Origin of the sequence: Bacillus salitolerans (genome assembly GCF_042680805.1) — a bacterium.
GTDB classification, from domain to species: domain Bacteria; phylum Bacillota; class Bacilli; order Bacillales; family SA4; genus Bacillus_CJ; species Bacillus_CJ salitolerans.
The window spans coordinates 108107-126923 of record NZ_JBHUEM010000009.1 but is presented as its reverse complement, the minus strand read 5'-3'; the positions used below and the strand labels follow the sequence as shown (position 1 = coordinate 126923).

Here is an 18817-nt window from a genome sequence, read left to right as displayed (position 1 = left end):
ACACTACTCCTTTAAAACGTTATCAATGTAATAAGACGGACTTGCTAACGTATCACCTATTAATTGAATATATGGATAGATCCACTCTGCTCCAATACCAAGGAAAACCGAAAAAGCTAATAAGAATGCAATAGGTGAAAGTAACCCTCTTGTAGATGGCAATTTGTCTTGAGCGATATCTTTCTTGTCTCCCCAGAAAGCCCCAATAAATATTCTTATTACTGATAATAAAATGAGTAAGCTAGATAAAAGAGCTATGATGATTGCTATATGATGACCGGATTCCAATCCACCTTTTACAAGTAAGTACTTACCAATAAATCCGCTAAATGGTGGTATTCCAGCTAGTACTATACATGAAAGGAAGAACATCCATCCTAGTAATGGATAATGGTGAATAAGCCCACCCATTTTCCGTAAATCAGAAGTACCTGTAATCATTACAATAACTCCAACTAAAAGGAACAACGCCCCTTTAATTATCATGTCATGTATTAAGTAATACACCGCACCCGCTAAAGAAGTGACGCTAAAGATACCTATACCAATTAACATATATCCAACAGCTGGAATAATATTGTAAGCAATAATTAGTTTAATATTATTAGTTGAAAGGGCTCCAATTACACCAAATATGATGGTAAGTACCCCTAAAATAATAAAAATCTGATGAGTAAATTCTGCTTGGTATCCAAATATGAGAGTAAAGGTTCTAAGGATTGAATAGATGCCTACTTTTGTTAAAAGCGAACCAAACAACGCCGACACGACTGGATGTGGTACTGCATAAGACCTAGGAAGCCAAAAATACAGTGGGAATAAAGCGCCTTTAGTAGCAAAAACAACGAATAACATGATTGCAATTGTTGTCAAAATGCCAATCTGTCCACTCTCACCAACACGTACTGCTAACTGTGCCATATTCACTGTACCAGTTACTGAGTATAAAAACGCTATTGTTGTAACAAATAAAATGGAAGAAAAAACATTTATTAAAACATATTTTATGGATTCCCTAAATTGCTCTTTTTTCCCTCCAAGGATAATCAGAGCATAGGAGGCCATTAGTAAAACTTCAAAAAATACGAATAAATTAAATAAATCTCCTGTTAAGAAAGCACCGGACACGCCTGCTATCAAAAAGTGAAAAAACATGTAAAAGAAATGATGTAGCTCTTCATGATCAATGGTTCTTATCGAATAAAATGCCGCCGAGACTGCGATGATATTTGTAATCGCTACTAGCAATATTGCTAGTTCATCAGCAACGATAATAATACCATATGGTGCTTTCCAATCCCCTGTTTCTAGAATAATAGGACCATGAACAAACACCTCATATACTAGCCAAAAGATAATTAGACACTGTACAGTACTAAAAAATAGCGTAATACCCCTGGCTATTGTTTGCTTTTTATGATAAAAAGCAGAAAATATTCCTGCAATTACCGGTAACAAAACTGGTAAAATCGCTAAATTTGTGAGATTACTCATTTTCTGTTCCCCTTAATTCTTCGATGTTATCGGTCTGATTTGTTTTATAGGTTTTGTATGCCAGTACTAATAAAAAGGATGTGACACCAAAACTGATAACGATAGAAGTTAATATTAATGCCTGCGGCAGTGGATCAGTATATACTTGAACACCCTCTTTTAAAATAGGCGGTGCACCTGTTCGTAATCCACCCATTGTTAATATAAAAAGATGTGCACCATGTGATAATAAAGCTGTCCCAATAATGATTCTTAGGAGCTGTTTTTGGAGAAGAAGATAGATACCACAGGTAAATAATATTCCAGAGAGAATCGACATAATGATTTCCACTTACTTCACCTCACCCTTCTTTTTTAGCTTTATCATAGCTGAAATACCGAGTGCTGCTAGGCCGAGAACACTTATCTCTAATAATGTATCTAATCCACGCATATCAACGAGGATGACGTTTACGACGTTATCCCCACCACCGAGTTTATAAGAATTCTTCAGAAAGTAATCAGAAATAGATTCAAACCACTTTGAACTATGTGCTGATAAACCAACTAGTGTAATAAGAACCCCAAATGAAACAGAAATAACAAGGTTCACCACTTTTGTACTGGTTTTCTCTTTTAATGGTTTTAACTTCGGGAGGTGATAGAAGCAAAGTAAGAATAACGCAACTGTTACTGTTTCAACAATTAATTGTGTTAATGCAAGATCAGGAGCTGAGTAAAAGACAAATAATAGAGATAACCCATACCCGACCACACCAAGAATGATTATTGCTGCGACACGGTTTGTGGTAAATATGATGGCTATAGCTGCAATCATCATGGTTATAGCAACCGCGAGTTCGGGTACGGAAATGGAGGACCCTGTAAATTCGAAGCTCCAACCATTGGTTCTATACATAGTATAAATACCGCATGCTGCAATAAATCCAATAATGATTCGTAAATAGTTTCTCAATGAACCATTCATATATAGATTGGTAATTGCAGTTGAGAATGTAAACATCCCATTGACAATATAGTCGTATGCTTTATTTGAACTCCATCTTCCTGGAATCGTTTCATATATTGGCAACCACTTCTCCTTCATGAAATAGAGGAGTGTTCCAATAAAAAGTACAACTAACGACATGAACAATGGTGCATTAAAGAAACCGTGCCAGAAATAAATGTGTGTATGTGGGCTTTCCCCCATAACAGCAGCAACAGCAGGAGTCAATAAATATGTATTAAAAGGTCCAGGTAGTAGTGCGATAACAACGATTAATACTACTAATATAATTGGAGAAATAAGCATTCCAATAGGTGGGTCATGCGGCTTTCGTTCTAATTTTGAAAGCTTTAACTCTCCAGTAAACGTTTTGAAGTAGAGTAGCATTGAATAAACAAATGTAAATATACTTCCAAATACAGCGATAATTGGGATGTAAGGTGCTACCGCTTGATAAATAGATGATGGTTCAAGCCGTAAATCAACCGCAGCATCAAAAAACATTTCCTTGCTTAAAAAGCCGTTTAAAATAGGAAGTGGAACTCCGGCCATTGAAAATACACCAAATATTGCTAGTGTTGCAGTAATTGGCATTAGCGTAAATAATCCACCTAAACGTCTAATGTCCCTTGTACCTGTTTCATGGTCCACAATACCGGCCACCATAAAAAGACTGCCCTTAAATGTGGCGTGATTTAGGATATGGAAGATCGCTGCAAAAACAGCAACACCTGTTCCGAATCCAAGCATGGCCATAATCATACCTAATTGACTAATTGTTGAGTAAGCTAATATTGCTTTTAGGTCTGTTTGTTTAACGGCCATATAAGACCCGATACAAAGTGTTATTAGGCCAAACCCTGAAACAATTAGGAAAAACTCATCGGTTCCAGCAAAAATTAAAGATAATCTAGCAACTAAATAAATCCCTGCTTTTACCATAGTTGCGGAGTGTAAATAAGCACTAACTGGTGTTGGAGCTTCCATCGCATCAGGTAGCCAAATATGAAATGGGAATTGAGCTGATTTTGTAAAGGCTCCAAGTAAGATTAATAATAAAATAGGTAGGAAATAGGGGCTTTCCACAATGAAGCTGGCGTGTTGAATCAATTCTCGTATACTCGATGATCCCACTTCTAATGACATCCATACGAGTCCAGCAAACATGCTCAATCCGCCCAAGACCGTAATTAACATGGACTTTAGAGCACCATATCTCGATTTCTCACGGTCGTTCCAAAACCCGATTAATAAAAATGAGGAAAGGCTTGTTAATTCCCAAAACATATAGAATACGAAAATATTATCTGAGAAAACCACGCCAAGCATCGCTGTCATGAACATTAATAAGTATACATAGAAATGACCTAGTTTTTCAGTCTTATGTAAATAATAGATAGAATATAGAACAACTAAGCTCCCAATTCCTGATATTAATAAACCAAAAAGTATACTTAACCCATCTACATAGAGATCATAATTGATCCCAAGTGAAGGCATCCATTCTACTGTCAAAAGCATTGGTTTCTCTATAGCTTTTGGAATGCTTTGTAGTAAATAAAGAAAAATAAGTGCAGGTACAATTAAAACAAACCAACCAGTGTGTATCGACTTAAGATTTTTGTAGAGGATTGGTGCCAATACGGCAACTACAAGTGGTGCAATAACAAGAAAATGAAGCATTTATTAATCCTCCTTTGAAGTAAATGACAAAGTTATAATGATGTATTCATATTTTCGGAATGAAGCTTCACAGTCCTACAAGTAATTGTACCCATATTTTAAGTGTAACTTCAACTAATATCCCCTTATCTAAACTTTCTTATTATTGGTATGAAAATGGACTTCTTGATTCATATTAAATAAGAAAGGATGTGTAAAAATGAGACATTTTTTGTTACTCGCTATTATTTATATATTTGGAAGTGGATGTTCAAAAATAGGGGAAAATGATATCACCCTATTACCCCGGGAATATTATAGGCCTCTAATTACTAGTGAAGAAATTGGTGTAGCATTTGGGAGTCCAAATGAATCAGATGCAATCATTCCAGTACTCCTTCAAAATGAGAAAATAAGTGATGCCATCTATATTACACATGACAATGTCACACTATTAGGTGTTAGACTTAAACCTTATTATCGTAGTGTGGATAAAGAATTAGTAAACGAGATTTCAACTCTATCGCCAATCTCAACCTCATCTATTATTGTAGATCCTCGGAAATACCGGGTGTTGGAGCGTTTATCGAAGGAAAAGCAATACAAAGGTATTGATGAAGATTGGCTAAAAGAATGGTCAATGCTACAAGAATGAGAAAAAGGCGCAAGCGCACAGGTTAGCCCCAGGTGTAGCGAATGTTCTGTAATGAAGAAAAGGGGCGATCTTTCCCTTTTCTTCATTACAGGTTATTTGATTCAGGCGGGCTGGGCGCTGGAGCCGGATTAGTATGCAACACTCAGTTATCCACAAATGATGACCTTTTATAGTTTCCTAAACAAAAAAAGCCATTATTACATAATGGCTCGTGTTTTTACTATAAACATGTTCTTCTATTAATTATGAGGAAACTTTAATTTTATGTGTTAATGATCTACGTCTAATTTCGCTCTCAATTAAGTGGATGAATTCAGGGCTAAGCTTTAGTTCAGTTGCTTTGTAATACGATTCAATTAAAAGCTCGTCAGATAATTTTCTCATAGTATTCGCCGGTTTGGCGGCCCACCTCCTTAATTTAGGGATAAGAGGAAAATATGTTCTAAATATAATCTATTAACATATACTGTAGGTTTGGTCTGGGGTGTAAACCTAATCTAACATGTTTTTTTGGGTGGAACAACCGTTCCCTTATCCACAACAAACGGTGGATAAACTGTGGATTCAATGTTCATATATTCAAAAAAAATAGGTTTTTCAATGTGTATATTGTGTATAACTTTATCCACAGATGTTGAAAGAAAGTTTAATTTGTCGAAAAATTTTTATTTTTATGGGTTTGAAATACTAAAACTTACAAATTTCTCTATAAAATGGGTAATTTATTTTGAAACTTTAAACGAAATTAGTTATGATGAATGTCGGTATATAAATTGAAACTTCTGCAAGAGGGGATTATCATAATCCCCTCTATATGTGAAATGACCTTCATATTTTTTAATACTTAAAAAATATGAATAGGATAATCTTGGAGTAATAGAGGTGTTATAATTGCTTTCAATGTTTTTACCCAGTCAACAAGTAAAAAGTATTTTTGATATAAACCCGACCGATTTAAAGGAAAAAGGTATTAAGGGTATTATTACCGATTTAGATAATACTTTAGTCGAGTGGGATCGCCCAGATGCCACACCTGAATTAAAGAATTGGTTTCAATCGATGATTGAAAACAATATTATCGTTACAATTGTCTCAAATAATAATGAAGAACGTGTGAAGGCATTTGCAGATCCAGTTAACATTCCATTTATATTTAGAGCAAAGAAACCGATGACCCGAGCTTTTAAGCAAGCTTTGATAAATATGAATTTGAGGCAGAATGAAGTGGTTGTCATTGGTGATCAGCTTCTTACAGATGTACTAGGTGGGAACCGAATGGGAATCTACACGATTTTAGTTGTACCAATCAGTCAATCAGATGGCTTTGTTACAAGGTTTAACCGAAAAGTGGAGAGATCAATCATGAATAAGCTAAAACAAAAAGGTTTAATTAAATGGGAGGAATAGACATTGTCTGAACAATTCAAATGTATTGGATGTGGAATTGGGATTCAAACCGATGAGCAAGAGGGATTAGGTTATGCACCCCCATCCTCTCTTATGAAGGAAGTCGTCATTTGCCAAAGGTGTTTCCGTTTAAAGCATTACAATGAGGTACAGGATGTTTCATTAACGGATGATGACTTTTTAAAGATTTTAAATGGATTAGGAAAAAGGAATGCATTAATAGTTAAGATAGTCGATATTTTTGATTTCACCGGTAGTTGGTTACCGGGATTACATAGATTCGTTGGAAATAATGAAATTATCCTTGTTGGTAATAAGGCTGATTTACTTCCAAAATCAGTGAAGTCACACAGAGTAATTAACTGGATGAAACATGAAGCGAAGGAATTTGGTCTAAAGCCGCTAGATATTTTTCTGATAAGCGCGGAAAAGGGTTACGGAATGAAGGAGCTTGTTGCTTCAATTGAGGATTATCGAAATGGAAAAGACGTATATGTTGTCGGTTGTACAAATGTCGGTAAATCAACATTTATTAATCGTATCTTAAAGGAATTTGGTGGAGAACAAGAGTTAATAACGACCTCACATTTCCCGGGTACAACATTAGATGTCATTGATATTCCAATTGATGACCATTCTACTCTAGTTGATACGCCGGGTATTATTAATCATCATCAAATGGCACACTATGTTCAAAAGTCAGATTTCAAGTATATAATGCCCAAAAAAGAAATTAAACCAAAAGTTTTTCAATTAAATCAAGAGCAAACATTGTTCTTTGGGGGAATGGCAAGACTAGATTTTGTATCTGGAAACAGGCAATCCTTTGTTTGCTATGTCTCAAATGAAATAAATATTCATCGAACAAAGCTGGAGAATGCTGAAGAACTATATACGAACCACTTAGGTGATATGTTAAGTCCTCCACGAAAAGAGGATTTAGCATCTTTCCCTGAGCTACAGTCACATGTCTTTACAGTTCGTGAAGAAAAGGTTGATATCGTGTTCTCCGGCTTAGGGTGGGTAACGATTAATGAGCCTGGAACAAGGATTGTTGCGCATGCTCCTAAAGGTGTAGGTGTATCGATTAGACGTTCTCTTATTTAATGACTTTGTTAATGACAACTATTTGAGAGATACGGAGCAACTAGTAGGTTGATTGTACATTCAAGTTTTACAAAGTCATTATAATAATAAGGAGGGAATATGGAGAGACTTTACGGTGTTATTGGTGATCCCATTTTGCATTCGATGTCACCGATTATGCATAACATGGCTTTTGAAATGTTAGGTTTACATGCTAGATATCTGGCCTTTCACGTAACACCACAAAAATTACCGGGAGCAATTGAAGCAATGAGAGCCCTTGGAATACAAGGATTCAATGTAACGGTACCTCATAAAGTAAATGTTATGAATTATTTAGATGAAATCGATGAGCTAGCTATTAAAATTGGGGCAGTTAATACGATTGTTAATAGAAACGGAAAACTCGTTGGCTACAACACAGATGGTATTGGTTATGTGACCGGATTACGAGGAGTAGTAACTGGGAGAGACATTACGCAACTATCTATCCTTATTATTGGAGCAGGTGGAGCATCAAGAGCAATATATTACTCACTCATCCATAATGGAGCCCAAAAGGTCGATATTGCTAACCGAACACTCGAGAAGGCAAAGAATATTATCACAACTAAACATCAGTTAGCTAGCAAAGCCATTAATATTCATGAGGCTGTAACAAACCTTGCTGAATATGATATTATCATTAATACTACATCAATCGGTATGTCACCTAATATAGAGGAGGTACCAATTGAAATAAACAATATTTCAAATAAGCATATTGTTAGTGATATTATATATAATCCATTAGAGACAAAGTTTCTTAAACTTGCAAAACAGGCTGGAGCTGTCACCCAAAATGGAGTAGATATGTTTGTCTTCCAAGGTGCTCTTTCATTTGAGATGTGGACAGGTATATATCCTGATGTTCACGAGATGAGAAAAACAATTATGGATAAACTCGGAGGTGCTTAATATATGCTAACAGGAAAACAAAAACGCTTTTTACGTTCAAAGGCTCACCACTTGGACCCTATTTTTCAGGTGGGCAAGGGTGGAGTAAATGAAAATATGGTTAAGCAAATTGAAGATGCGTTGGAAAAGAGAGAACTCTTAAAGGTTAGTGTCCTACAAAATTGTGAATATGATCGTTATGAGGTTGCAGAAGAGCTAAGTGCTGGTGCGAAAGCAGAGCTTGTTCAGGTCATTGGTCATACAATTGTTCTTTATAAAGAGTCAAAAGAAAATAAACAAATAAATCTTCCTTCATAAAAAGTACGATATTTTTTCGTAGAGGGAGATGAATGACATGAAGAAAATAGGATTATTGGGTGGTACATTTGATCCACCCCATAATGGTCACTTATTAATCGCATATGAGGTGTACGAGTCACTTTCATTAGACGAGGTTTGGTTCATTCCTACAAAAATTCCACCACATAAAACAAATAAACAAGTGACAAAAGTCGGGCAGCGTATAGACATGCTTAAACTAACATTAGAAGGCCACAGCTGCTTTTCTATAAATACCATTGAACTCGAACGAGAAGGCCCTTCCTATACATACGATACAATTTCGTTATTAAAAAAAACTTACAATCATGATTTTTACTTTATCATCGGTGGGGATATGATTGAATATTTACCAAAATGGTATAAAATTGATGAGTTAATTCAACTAGTATCCTTTGTTGGAGTGTGCAGGATTGGTTATTCAACTGAATCGAGCTACCCAATCATCCCTGTTTCTACCCCCTTATTTGATATTTCATCTTCCTTTATTCGTGAACGGATAAAAAAGAAAGGGAATACAGAACTATTAATCCCTCCAAATGTGAAAAACTATATAGAGGAGAATGGTTTATATGAATAAGGGAGAAGCCTTATCTATAGTAAAGAATCAATTAACCGAGCATCGCTATCAGCATACAATAGGTGTAATGGAAACTGCCGTGGTCTTAGCTCGACAATATAAGGTTGATGAAAAGAAAGCTGAAATGGCGGCCATTTTTCATGATTACGCTAAATTCAGACCAAAGGATGAAATGAGACAAATTATATTGGAACAGCAAATGCCTCAAGAACTTTTACGTTTTGACACAGAACTATGGCATGCACCAGTTGGGGCTTTCCTAGTTGAAAAGGAAGTAGGAATAAAGGATTTGGATATACTAAATGCTATCAAGTATCATACTTCCGGAAGAGAAAACATGACCACATTGGAGAAGGTGATTTACTTGGCTGATTATATTGAGCCAGGGAGAAAGTTTCCAGGTGTTGTCGAGGTTAGGGAACTCGCAAAACATGATTTAAATGGAGCTGTTATCGAGTCGGTAAAAAACACGATTCAATTTTTATTGAATAGAAATCATACTGTTTATCCAGATACATTGTTTACTTATAATGGATTAATTCAGGAATATAAAAATGGGAGGAATTCAATTAATGAAGGATAGAGATACATTAGTGATGGCGGCAAGAGCAGCTGATGATAAAAAGGCTGAAGATATTATAGCTCTTAATATGAAGGGAATTTCATTGGTGGCAGATTATTTTTTAATATGTCACGGGAATTCTGATAAGCAAGTACAAGCAATTGCTCGTGAGATGAAGGAAAAAGCGGCTGAAAATGGAATAGATATAAAAAGAATGGAAGGCTTTGATGAAGCAAGATGGATCCTAGTTGATTTAGGGGATGTTGTTGCTCATATTTTTCATAAAGATGAAAGAGGCTACTATAACTTAGAACGACTTTGGGGAGATGCTCCAACCGAAGATATCCAAAGTGAAATAATGCAATGACCTATCAGCATTTTGCATATATTTATGATGATTTGATGAAGGATGTTCCCTACTCGAACTGGATCACATATTTTTTGGATAGCCAGAGATTATATGACCTAACGAATAATCAACAAAAAATTCTAGACTTAGGGTGTGGAACAGGTTCCATTTCTATACCGCTTGCACAGCGTGGCTATGACGTAACTGGTGTAGACATTTCTTCGGAAATGTTAACTGTAGCCGAAGAAAAAGCTAGAAAGCAAGGGCTATCCATTACCTTCTATGAGCAGGATATGTCGGACTTGTCACTTGATGTGACATATGATTTTATCATTTGTTTTTGTGATTCTCTAAATTATTTAACAGATGAACAGGCTGTAATACAAACATTTGAAAACGCATATAAACATCTAAACCACGGTGGTTTATTCCTATTCGATGTACACTCAATAGAGAAAGTGCAAAATATCTTCCAGGATCAAACCTTTGTTAGTAGTGAGGAGGATGTGGCATATATTTGGAATTGCTTTGCTGGCGAACACCCATATAGTGTTGAGCATGAATTGAGTTTTTTTGTGAAGGAATTGCATACAAATCTATATAAAAGGTATGATGAATTACATTTGCAGAGGACCTTCCCGATTAATCAGTACCAAGAGTGGCTAGAACACGGTGGCTTTAATAATATTATTATCACATCTGATTTTCAAAATGAATTATCCACAATGAATCGAGAACGAATCTTATTTAGTTGTCAAAAAAAATAAACCATCAGGGATGGTTTATTTTTTTAAAGGATTTTTCAGTTCGTTGGAGAATATATATGCCTTATACACCCTTTTTTGAGCTGAATTGTTCTGAAACCTCATGAATATCCTCATAATACTTTGCATGTGTTTTTTGAAAAAGATGAATAAATATGTCTCCTAGCTCTTCTTCTAGTACTTTTATTCCCTCTCCTGTGACGCCACCCTTCACACAAACCTTATTTTGCAATGTAGGTAATGTATATACACCTTTTTCTAATAATTTTCCTAAACCAATGAGCATACCACTTGCAAGTTCAGTTGCTTTTTCTTGTGTAATCTCCGTTTCTTCCGTTGCTCCTTCAATAAAACGTTGAACCAAATAGCTAAAGAATGCAGGTCCACAGCTCACAATATCAGATGCTACCCTAGTGATGTTATGATCAATAGTGATAGGAGTAGAGATATTTTGAAATAATCCTTTTATTATTTCTTGATATCGTCTGTCACAGTGCTCACCAAAGCTAAGTAGTGATACACCTGATAGAGCCCGGTTAGTAATACTAGGAATAGCTCTTGCAACATTACAATTAACAACCGATTCTAGCTGATCAACACTAACAGGACTTGTAATGGAAACAATGCATTGGTCTTTTATTAATCGAGGTGCAATTTTCTCTAATAGTGGATAAATTTCTAATGGCTTAATACAAATAAATATTAAATCACTGTTATCAATGATTTCTTCTACTGTTGAAGATACATGGATACCAGGATATCTATCTTTTATCTTCATAGCCTTTTGTTTTGTTCTATTTATAATAAAAAGGTTAGAAGGTGTAACGGCATGAGATTCGATAAATGATTCCGCTAAAATGGTCCCCATGTTCCCTGTTCCGATAATCCCTACGTTCACTGACCATCCCCTCCTCTGCAACAGTTCTCTCATACACATATATGATGTGAATCACTATTTTATGTATTTTGTTCCACTTTTAAGGAGGTGACAAATTGGAACACATTAAAAAATATTGGTATATAGCCGTCAGTGTTGCAATCTTGTTAAGTATACAAGTAATTGTTCTTTTAAATAGTAATGATTCCTCCTCCCAACATGATGACTGGGCAAACGAAAGTTCGTTTTTAGTAGATGAAGGGAATACATTTGAAAGGAATAATGAAGTACCCAAGGAAGAACAGACGATCATGATTGATATTAAAGGGGAAGTCCATATGCCAGGAGTATATGAGGTTGAAGATGGTAGTCGCCTGAAAGATGTAGTTGTATTAGCTGGTGGATTTACTGAATTTGCGGATCAAAATCAAGTGAATTTAGCACAAAAGGTTTTTGATGAGATGGTTATCTATATTGGAAAAGAGGGCGAAGGACATTTAGTAACCATGTCGATAGGTCATATAAATAATAACAAGCAACTAAATGTGAATAACGCAACAGTAGAAGAGCTTGATGCTTTACCGGGAATTGGTCCTGCAAAAGCAGAGGCAATTATTCAATATCGTAAGGAACAGGGTTTCTTTCGCTCGATTGAAGAAATACAAGAAGTTCCTGGAATTGGTGAAAAACTATTGGAAAATCTTCGACAGTATATTACGATTCAATAAAATATATTTAATAGCTAGGGAGGAACATATTATGGACAGAATTTCATGGGATCAGTATTTTATGGCTCAAAGTCACTTGATTGCTCTGAGGAGTACTTGTACAAGACTAGCAGTGGGTGCAACGATTGTAAGGGATAAACGCATTATTGCTGGCGGGTATAATGGCTCCATTGCTGGAGGAACACACTGCATAGATGAAGGGTGTTATGTGATTGACAACCATTGCGTTAGAACAATCCATGCGGAAATGAATGCAATTCTTCAATGCGCAAAGTTTGGTGTGCCAACTGAGGGAGCTGAATTATATGTCACGCATTTCCCATGCTTACAATGCTGCAAAGGAATTATACAAAGCGGAATTCAAACAGTGTACTATTCCGTGGACTATAAAAATCATCCATATGCCCTTGAATTATTTGAACAGGCAAAAGTTAAGGTTGTACAGGTGGAACTAGAAGAGATGATTATAGACACAAAAAATAAAGAAAAACTTCAATTTGTTGCAAATCTAATTGGAAAATTAGCTGATTCAGATATCTCTCAGCACGAAATAAAAGAACTTCACCAACATGCAAATCGTTTATTTACTAGCTATATATAGGCTCTTCCCTTGAGAAATAAGTGGATCTATGTTGCTGGTAGCAGTATTCTAAGTATTTGCTGGGTCTATCACTCTTTTCCTTTACCTCTATTTTTTATACTGATCCTCTATTTAATCATGATTATGGTACGAAGTAACAGATATGCCGGAGTGTGGTGTTGTATTGCGATCCTGCTTTATGCACTACACTTTGTAATTATTGAATCTGGTAATCAAAGTCAGTATAGTAAAGAATCAAAGGACATTACTGGAAAAATCATAACAACTCCGAAAGTGAACGGAGACATGCTAACTTTCACTCTACAAACAAAACAAAATGAGGCATTCTATGTAAGCTATCGAGTCGGGTCTGAACATGAAAAAAAATCATTATCTACGTTAACGAGTCGCTTAATTTGTAGTTTCCCAGGTAAATTAAATGAACCTGAAGGGGCTAGAAATTTCCACGCTTTTGATTTCAAGCAATATCTATATTTTAATAAAATTCATTGGATTGTAACACCCCAGATATTTTCCCTATCTCATTGTACTGACCAATATTTCAACATTTTAGATGAGATCTATGTATTCCGAGAAAAAGGTTTAAAAATGATTGAAGATTCTTTTCCTCCACCCTTTAAAGGGTATGCTCAGGCGCTAACCTTCGGAAGTAGGGAAGAGCTTGGTGTACAGACTGAAGAAGCTTTTCAGCAGCTTGGTCTCATTCATTTGTTAGCTATTTCAGGTATGCACATAGGATTATTATGTGCTTTTATATATTACTGTGGTCTAAGGATTGGAGTAACTAGAGAGAAAGTAATAGTCATTCTCATGATCTTATTACCAATTTATGCTATATTAGCGGGATTTGCCCCTTCGGTGGTACGGGCCGCCATAATGTGCTTTCTTGCACTATTGAAGCTTAGATTTCCTTCTATTACTCTTACTACATTAGATTTGATTAGCCTTGCTTTTTTATTGATGATCACGGTTAACCCCTATTATTTATTTAATGTTGGCTTTCAGCTTTCTTTTTCTGTGAGCCTCGCATTAATCTTATCGAGTCAGTATATTTTTTCAAGAACTAAAGGTTTCATTAGTCAGCTTGCAATGGTTAGCATTGCAGCAACAATATGTTCGACTCCTATCATTTTGTATCACTTCTATCAGTTTTCGGTTTTATCTATTCCCCTTAATCTGTTCTATGTTCCAATGACTTCGTTTTTTATTCTTCCTATCAGCTTTCTCTCTTATTTCCTTCAACTTTTATTACCGGAGCTAAATCATTTATTGATAGGTCCAATTAATGAATGTATACAACTACTGGAAGATTTCGTTTTGACAATCTCCAAACTGGACTGGCAATTTATTGTGTTAGGACGACCAAGCAAGTGGTATCTCGTACTTTATTCATGTAGTATATTCTGCCTTTTTGTATTGCTGGAAAAAAGAGGAGTATCTGTGAAAAATGTGGTGCTAGCTATCGTGCCATTTACCATGATCACTTTTATTGATTGGTCTACACCTTATCTGAATCCATACGGGGAAGTTACGATGATGGATGTGGGCCAGGGGGACAGTCTCTTAATTGTTTATCCTTATCAAAAAGAGGTTTATTTAGTTGACACAGGGGGAACAGTTTCATATGGAAATAAGGAAAAATGGCAAGAGAAGTCAGAGCCTTTTTCCATTGGCAAAGATATCATCGTTTCGTATTTAAAATCAAAAGGAATCAACAAAATCAGTAAGCTAATTTTAACTCATCCTGATTTTGATCATATTGGTGAATCATTGACATTATTAGAGTACATGAAAATTTATGAAGTCATGATACCCGACTACCATATACCTCCTCCTTTGGAAATTGACATCATTAACAAGGCAAAGAAAAAGGGTAGTAAGATAACGGTGTTATCAGAAACAGACGAATGGATGGTTGGAACTAGTCAAATTAGAATATTAAACCCTTCTAGAAGCTTCACCAATGTAAATGATGGATCTATTGTAATGATGATGAAATTAGGAAGTTATGTTTGGTTATTAACTGGGGATATTGAAAAGGCGGCAGAGGACTGGATTGTCAATCAGTACCCAAATTTAAAAATCGATGTTCTAAAAATAGCGCATCATGGGAGTAAGACTTCAACCTCTTCTGCATTTTTAGCACATACCAATCCAAACATTGCACTTATCTCTTCAGGGAAAAACAACCGGTATGGTCACCCTTCAAAAGAGGTGATTACAAGACTCAATGATCAAAATGTGACGATTTTTCGAACAGATCAAAATGGAGCAATTCGATATCGTTTTTTAGAACATCGGGGTGGAACCTTTGAAGTGAAAATTCCATACGATAAGGTGAGAAAACATAATAAGAATTAGTAATGGTTTGAGGAGGATTTCCTGTTTTAAATACTCGAGATAACGATAGAGCACGAACACTTAAGAATGTTTAGTGTGATGTTCTAGTTGAACCTGATACATCCGCTAACATAAAAGAAAAGAGACTGTTATGTACAGTCCCTTTGACTAAGCACTCATTAATTTAATAACAGTAGCGATCACAAATAGTGTAGCGAAAAAGCCGAAAGACACTATAAAACCTACACCAGAATCAACCGCATCATTACGTTTGCTTTGGACATTCTTTTCAAATTCATTCACTGTAACCCCTCCTCATACGTACTTAGTATAAGCTAAACGATTGAAAAAATCTAGACTTCATCCTCATTTCCTATACTGACAAGAGTTAACACAAATATATATGTTTTGCAAGGAGATTCTATATAGTACAGCAGTGATCATCGTTGCTGGGGATGTAACCTAGGGCATTCACAGCAGCGTTAACATATATAAGGGAATTGATTTCTTCGTAAATCAATTCCCTTCCTTGCTTGCAAAAAAATAGTAATCGGTCTAGGATAAGAGTAGTTCATAAAGGGAGAGGACTACTATCAATGTTGGAAATACATAAAAAAATTAAAGCCCATAAATTTTCACCTGTTTACTTGCTATATGGCAAAGAAACTCATTTTATTAATGAAACGATAACCTTACTTTTACAGAATGTGTTAAAGGAAGAAGAACGTGACTTTAATAGTTCAACATATGACCTTGAGGAAACCCCTTTAGATATTGCCTTAGAAGATGCTCAAACCATACCCTTTTTTGGAGATAAGCGCATCATTATCATGAAGAATGCAAGTTTTTTAACGGGTGTAAAAGAGAAAGATAAGGTTGAGCATCGTCTAGAGTTGTTGGAAAAATATATGGCTTCTCCATCACCCACTGCAATAGTTGTTATTGTTGTTTATGCCGAAAAATTGGACGAGCGAAAAAAACTGACAAAGCTGTTAAGAAAAGAAGCAGAGGTGTTAGAAGCTTCATTATCAGATGAAAAAAGCATACTTCAATGGTTAGAAAATGAAGTCAATCATTTTGATGTCAGCATTACAGAGGAAGCATCCCACTTACTATTACAATATGTCCGAAATTCGATTACATTATTAGTTCATGAGATCAATAAAATGGTCATGTTTGTAGGAAGAGGTGGATCAATTGATGCTGAGACGGTCCATCTTCTATCATCAAAAACAATTGAGGATAATATATTTGAGTTGATTGAGAATGTAATGGAGAAAAAAATACCTGAAGCCATGCATATATTTCAAGACCTGCTTAAGTTAAATGAAGAGCCTATAAAAATAGTGTCATTATTAGTATCACAGTTTCGATTATTGTATCAAGTAAAAGATTTATCTTCTCGTGGGTATGGACAACAACAAATTGCTACTCATTTGAAAATTCACCCTTACCGAGTAAAACTTGCTCTCCAAAAGGTAACTGGTTTTTCCTTCAATTATTTAAAGAATAATATTGATGAACTGGCTAACCTTGACTATTCCATGAAAACTGGAAAAGTGGATAAAAGACTCGGAGTGGAACTGTTCATCCTGAAACAAGCATAATTGATACTCAATCTATCTGCAAAAGTTCTCTGTAGAATATTGTTTGTATCTTTGATGATTTTTCCATAAAAAAACGATCCTTATGAGGATCGTTTTTTTATGTGTTATGCATTTGCACCGTTTACTTTCTTCGTTAAGCGAGACTTTTGACGAGCAGCAGCATTCTTATGGATTAATCCTTTACGTGCAGCTTTATCAAGCTTACTTGTAGCTTCAACTAGAGCAGCTTTTGCATTATCAAGATCGTTGTTAGTAACTAAAGCTTCTACGTTCTTCACAGCAGTACGCATAGTTGATTTAACAGAATTGTTATGTGCACGATGCTCATTGCTAGTTTTTACACGTTTGATAGCAGATTTAATATTTGGCATTCGTTTCACCTCCCTGGTGTAGATCGAGATTAGAAAAAGCTCGATTTCCTTATTGAATCATTCAGTCTAATAATAGACTAAAAATACATTTTCAAGGTCAGAATTTTACGCAAAAGGGTAAAAAAATGTTTTTCCCTCGTAAATGAAACTCTGAATGTAGAACAAAAAATATTCTATCAAACGTAAGCCATTATTGCAATACATGTTTCGTGAAAACCATAGTTCAAGTGGTAAAAATACATAAAATTGTATGAATCAGATTGTAACAGGAAAAACTAGGTAGTAAAAATTAGTGAGGGGGAAGATAAATGACGGAAGAGTTAGATTTAAGTTTATATTCGGTCAGAACTGATTTAGCGTTAGAAGCTAGAGAAATGGTCGTTGAAAGAAATGGAAAAAAGATAGAGAAAAAAAGTGAGGATATCGAAGGTGTAATTGTCAAGGAACGAAATGTCCAAGGCGTGAAAATTACTGCTGTAGAGATTACTCAGCAAGGAGCAGAAGTGCTCCAAAAAAAACAAGGGAATTATTTGACGTTAGAAGTACAAGGGATCAGACAAAAAGATACAGAATTACAAAAAGTGGTCGAGGAAGTGTTTGCAAAGGAGTTCTCACAGTTCCTAAAACAATTAGAAATAAAGGATGAAGCGAGCTGTTTAGTTGTTGGATTAGGAAATTGGAATGTTACTCCTGATGCATTAGGACCGATGGCAATAGAAAATTTACTGATTACTAAGCATTTATTTGAGCTTCAGCCTGAAAGTGTAGATAGCGGATTTCGATCTGTAAGTGCATTAGCACCAGGGGTCATGGGCATCACAGGTATAGAGACTAGTGACATTATCCATGGGGTTATTGAAAAAACGAAGCCCGATTTTGTTATTGCGATTGATGCTCTTGCAGCTAGATCCATTCAAAGAGTAAATTCAACCATTCAAATATCTGATACAGGAATTCATCCGGGCTCTGGAGTTGGCAATAAGCGTAAAGAATTGAGTAAAGAAACGTTAGGAATTCCTGTGATTGCGATAGGTGTTCCAACCGTAGTAGATGCAGTTTCCATAACAAGTGACACAATCGACTTCATCCTTAAACATTTTGGCAGAGAATTAAAAGAGGGAGACAGGCCATCAAGAGCACTTGCTCCAGCCTCGATGACATTTGGAGAAAAACGCGAGTTGACTGAGGAGGATTTACCAGAACAAAAAGATCGCTCAACTTTTCTTGGATTAGTAGGTACGCTACCAGATCAAGAGAAAAGAAAGCTAATCCATGAAGTTCTATCTCCGATTGGCCATAATTTAATGGTAACACCAAAAGAGGTCGATACGTTTATTGAAGATATGGCAAATGTCATAGCAAGTGGACTGAATGCTGCCCTCCATTATGAAGTTGACCAAGATAATTATGGGGCCTATACTCATTAAAAAAATTCCTTAAAGTAGTTCTATCTTTACAGGCTTGTACATAT

21 protein-coding genes are annotated in these 18817 nt (G+C 35.6%); 14 read left to right on the top strand and 7 right to left on the bottom strand.

The features are described 5' to 3' along the window. Positions 1 to 3 precede the first annotated feature (3 nt). Genes ACFSCX_RS08740 through ACFSCX_RS08730 form a run of 3 tightly spaced genes read right to left on the bottom strand, consistent with a single transcriptional unit; the run spans position 4 to position 4165 of the window. Positions 4 to 1494 (bottom strand): Na+/H+ antiporter subunit D, encoded by a 1491-nt coding sequence (locus ACFSCX_RS08740; RefSeq protein WP_377927814.1) that lies wholly within the window; start codon positions 1492 to 1494, stop codon positions 4 to 6. Next, on the bottom strand, positions 1487 to 1825 hold the full coding sequence (locus ACFSCX_RS08735; RefSeq protein ID WP_377927813.1) for a Na(+)/H(+) antiporter subunit C: 339 nt from the start codon (positions 1823 to 1825) through the stop codon (positions 1487 to 1489). The genes ACFSCX_RS08740 and ACFSCX_RS08735 overlap by 8 nt, the downstream gene beginning before the upstream one ends. Further along, the gene (locus ACFSCX_RS08730) at positions 1826 to 4165 is read right to left on the bottom strand and encodes a Na+/H+ antiporter subunit A (RefSeq protein WP_377927812.1); all 2340 of its coding nucleotides are present in this window, start codon (positions 4163 to 4165) and stop codon (positions 1826 to 1828) included. Between the two features lie 199 nt (positions 4166 to 4364). On the opposite strand from ACFSCX_RS08730, the gene ACFSCX_RS08725 reads away from it, so the two are divergent. Beyond that, positions 4365 to 4799 (top strand): hypothetical protein, encoded by a 435-nt coding sequence (locus tag ACFSCX_RS08725; protein ID WP_377927811.1) that lies wholly within the window; start codon positions 4365 to 4367, stop codon positions 4797 to 4799. Between the two features lie 243 nt (positions 4800 to 5042). Here ACFSCX_RS08725 and ACFSCX_RS08720 read toward each other — a convergent pair whose 3' ends face one another. Beyond that, entirely contained in the window at positions 5043 to 5183 is a 141-nt protein-coding gene (locus ACFSCX_RS08720; protein ID WP_377927810.1) for a sporulation histidine kinase inhibitor Sda, read from the bottom strand. A gap of 516 nt (positions 5184 to 5699) precedes the next feature. Here ACFSCX_RS08720 and ACFSCX_RS08715 point away from each other — a divergent pair. From ACFSCX_RS08715 to ACFSCX_RS08680, 8 genes are all read left to right on the top strand, one after another. Further along, positions 5700 to 6206, top strand: a complete 507-nt coding sequence (locus ACFSCX_RS08715; RefSeq protein WP_377927809.1) for a YqeG family HAD IIIA-type phosphatase — start codon at positions 5700 to 5702, stop codon at positions 6204 to 6206. Positions 6207 to 6209: 3 nt separating this feature from the next. Beyond that, on the top strand, positions 6210 to 7313 hold the full coding sequence (gene yqeH / locus ACFSCX_RS08710) for a ribosome biogenesis GTPase YqeH (RefSeq protein ID WP_377927808.1): 1104 nt from the start codon (positions 6210 to 6212) through the stop codon (positions 7311 to 7313). Between the two features lie 99 nt (positions 7314 to 7412). After that, complete coding sequence (gene aroE, locus ACFSCX_RS08705) at positions 7413 to 8249, top strand: shikimate dehydrogenase (RefSeq protein WP_377927807.1); 837 nt, start codon at positions 7413 to 7415, stop codon at positions 8247 to 8249. A gap of 3 nt (positions 8250 to 8252) precedes the next feature. Continuing rightward, positions 8253 to 8546, top strand: coding sequence for a ribosome assembly RNA-binding protein YhbY (yhbY, locus tag ACFSCX_RS08700; RefSeq protein ID WP_377927806.1), 294 nt, complete (start codon positions 8253 to 8255; stop codon positions 8544 to 8546). Positions 8547 to 8583: 37 nt separating this feature from the next. Next, positions 8584 to 9147, top strand: a complete 564-nt coding sequence (locus ACFSCX_RS08695; protein ID WP_377927805.1) for a nicotinate-nucleotide adenylyltransferase — start codon at positions 8584 to 8586, stop codon at positions 9145 to 9147. Beyond that, positions 9140 to 9730 carry a bis(5'-nucleosyl)-tetraphosphatase (symmetrical) YqeK gene (gene yqeK, locus ACFSCX_RS08690; protein WP_377927804.1) on the top strand — a complete coding sequence of 197 codons (591 nt, stop codon included), beginning with the start codon at positions 9140 to 9142 and terminating at the stop codon, positions 9728 to 9730. Before ACFSCX_RS08695 ends, yqeK begins: the two co-directional genes overlap by 8 nt. Then, positions 9720 to 10076, top strand: coding sequence for a ribosome silencing factor (gene rsfS, locus ACFSCX_RS08685; protein WP_377927803.1), 357 nt, complete (start codon positions 9720 to 9722; stop codon positions 10074 to 10076). Before yqeK ends, rsfS begins: the two co-directional genes overlap by 11 nt. After that, positions 10073 to 10825, top strand: coding sequence for a class I SAM-dependent DNA methyltransferase (locus ACFSCX_RS08680; protein ID WP_377927802.1), 753 nt, complete (start codon positions 10073 to 10075; stop codon positions 10823 to 10825). Before rsfS ends, ACFSCX_RS08680 begins: the two co-directional genes overlap by 4 nt. 61 nt (positions 10826 to 10886) lie before the next feature. Here ACFSCX_RS08680 and comER read toward each other — a convergent pair whose 3' ends face one another. Next, positions 10887 to 11720, bottom strand: coding sequence for a late competence protein ComER (gene comER, locus ACFSCX_RS08675; protein WP_377927801.1), 834 nt, complete (start codon positions 11718 to 11720; stop codon positions 10887 to 10889). A gap of 95 nt (positions 11721 to 11815) precedes the next feature. Between comER and ACFSCX_RS08670 the strand changes: the two genes are divergently transcribed. Genes ACFSCX_RS08670 through ACFSCX_RS08660 form a run of 3 tightly spaced genes read left to right on the top strand, consistent with a single transcriptional unit; the run spans position 11816 to position 15389 of the window. Then, positions 11816 to 12427: a helix-hairpin-helix domain-containing protein gene (locus tag ACFSCX_RS08670; RefSeq protein WP_377927800.1), complete on the top strand. Its 612-nt coding sequence runs from the start codon at positions 11816 to 11818 to the stop codon at positions 12425 to 12427. A gap of 31 nt (positions 12428 to 12458) precedes the next feature. Continuing rightward, a complete protein-coding gene (locus ACFSCX_RS08665) occupies positions 12459 to 13028 on the top strand; it encodes a ComE operon protein 2 (RefSeq protein ID WP_377927799.1) in 570 nt (189 codons plus the stop codon). Between the two features lie 9 nt (positions 13029 to 13037). After that, on the top strand, positions 13038 to 15389 hold the full coding sequence (locus tag ACFSCX_RS08660; protein WP_377927798.1) for a DNA internalization-related competence protein ComEC/Rec2: 2352 nt from the start codon (positions 13038 to 13040) through the stop codon (positions 15387 to 15389). Between the two features lie 147 nt (positions 15390 to 15536). Here ACFSCX_RS08660 and ACFSCX_RS08655 read toward each other — a convergent pair whose 3' ends face one another. Then, on the bottom strand, positions 15537 to 15671 hold the full coding sequence (locus ACFSCX_RS08655) for a YqzM family protein (protein ID WP_377927797.1): 135 nt from the start codon (positions 15669 to 15671) through the stop codon (positions 15537 to 15539). A gap of 293 nt (positions 15672 to 15964) precedes the next feature. Here ACFSCX_RS08655 and holA point away from each other — a divergent pair, with 293 nt between their 5' ends. Next, complete coding sequence (holA, locus tag ACFSCX_RS08650; RefSeq protein ID WP_377927796.1) at positions 15965 to 16975, top strand: DNA polymerase III subunit delta; 1011 nt, start codon at positions 15965 to 15967, stop codon at positions 16973 to 16975. A 104-nt stretch (positions 16976 to 17079) separates the two neighbouring features. Here holA and rpsT read toward each other — a convergent pair whose 3' ends face one another. After that, entirely contained in the window at positions 17080 to 17346 is a 267-nt protein-coding gene (rpsT, locus tag ACFSCX_RS08645; protein WP_377927795.1) for a 30S ribosomal protein S20, read from the bottom strand. Between the two features lie 308 nt (positions 17347 to 17654). Between rpsT and gpr the strand changes: the two genes are divergently transcribed. After that, entirely contained in the window at positions 17655 to 18773 is a 1119-nt protein-coding gene (gpr, locus tag ACFSCX_RS08640; protein ID WP_377927794.1) for a GPR endopeptidase, read from the top strand. Positions 18774 to 18817: the final 44 nt, after the last annotated feature.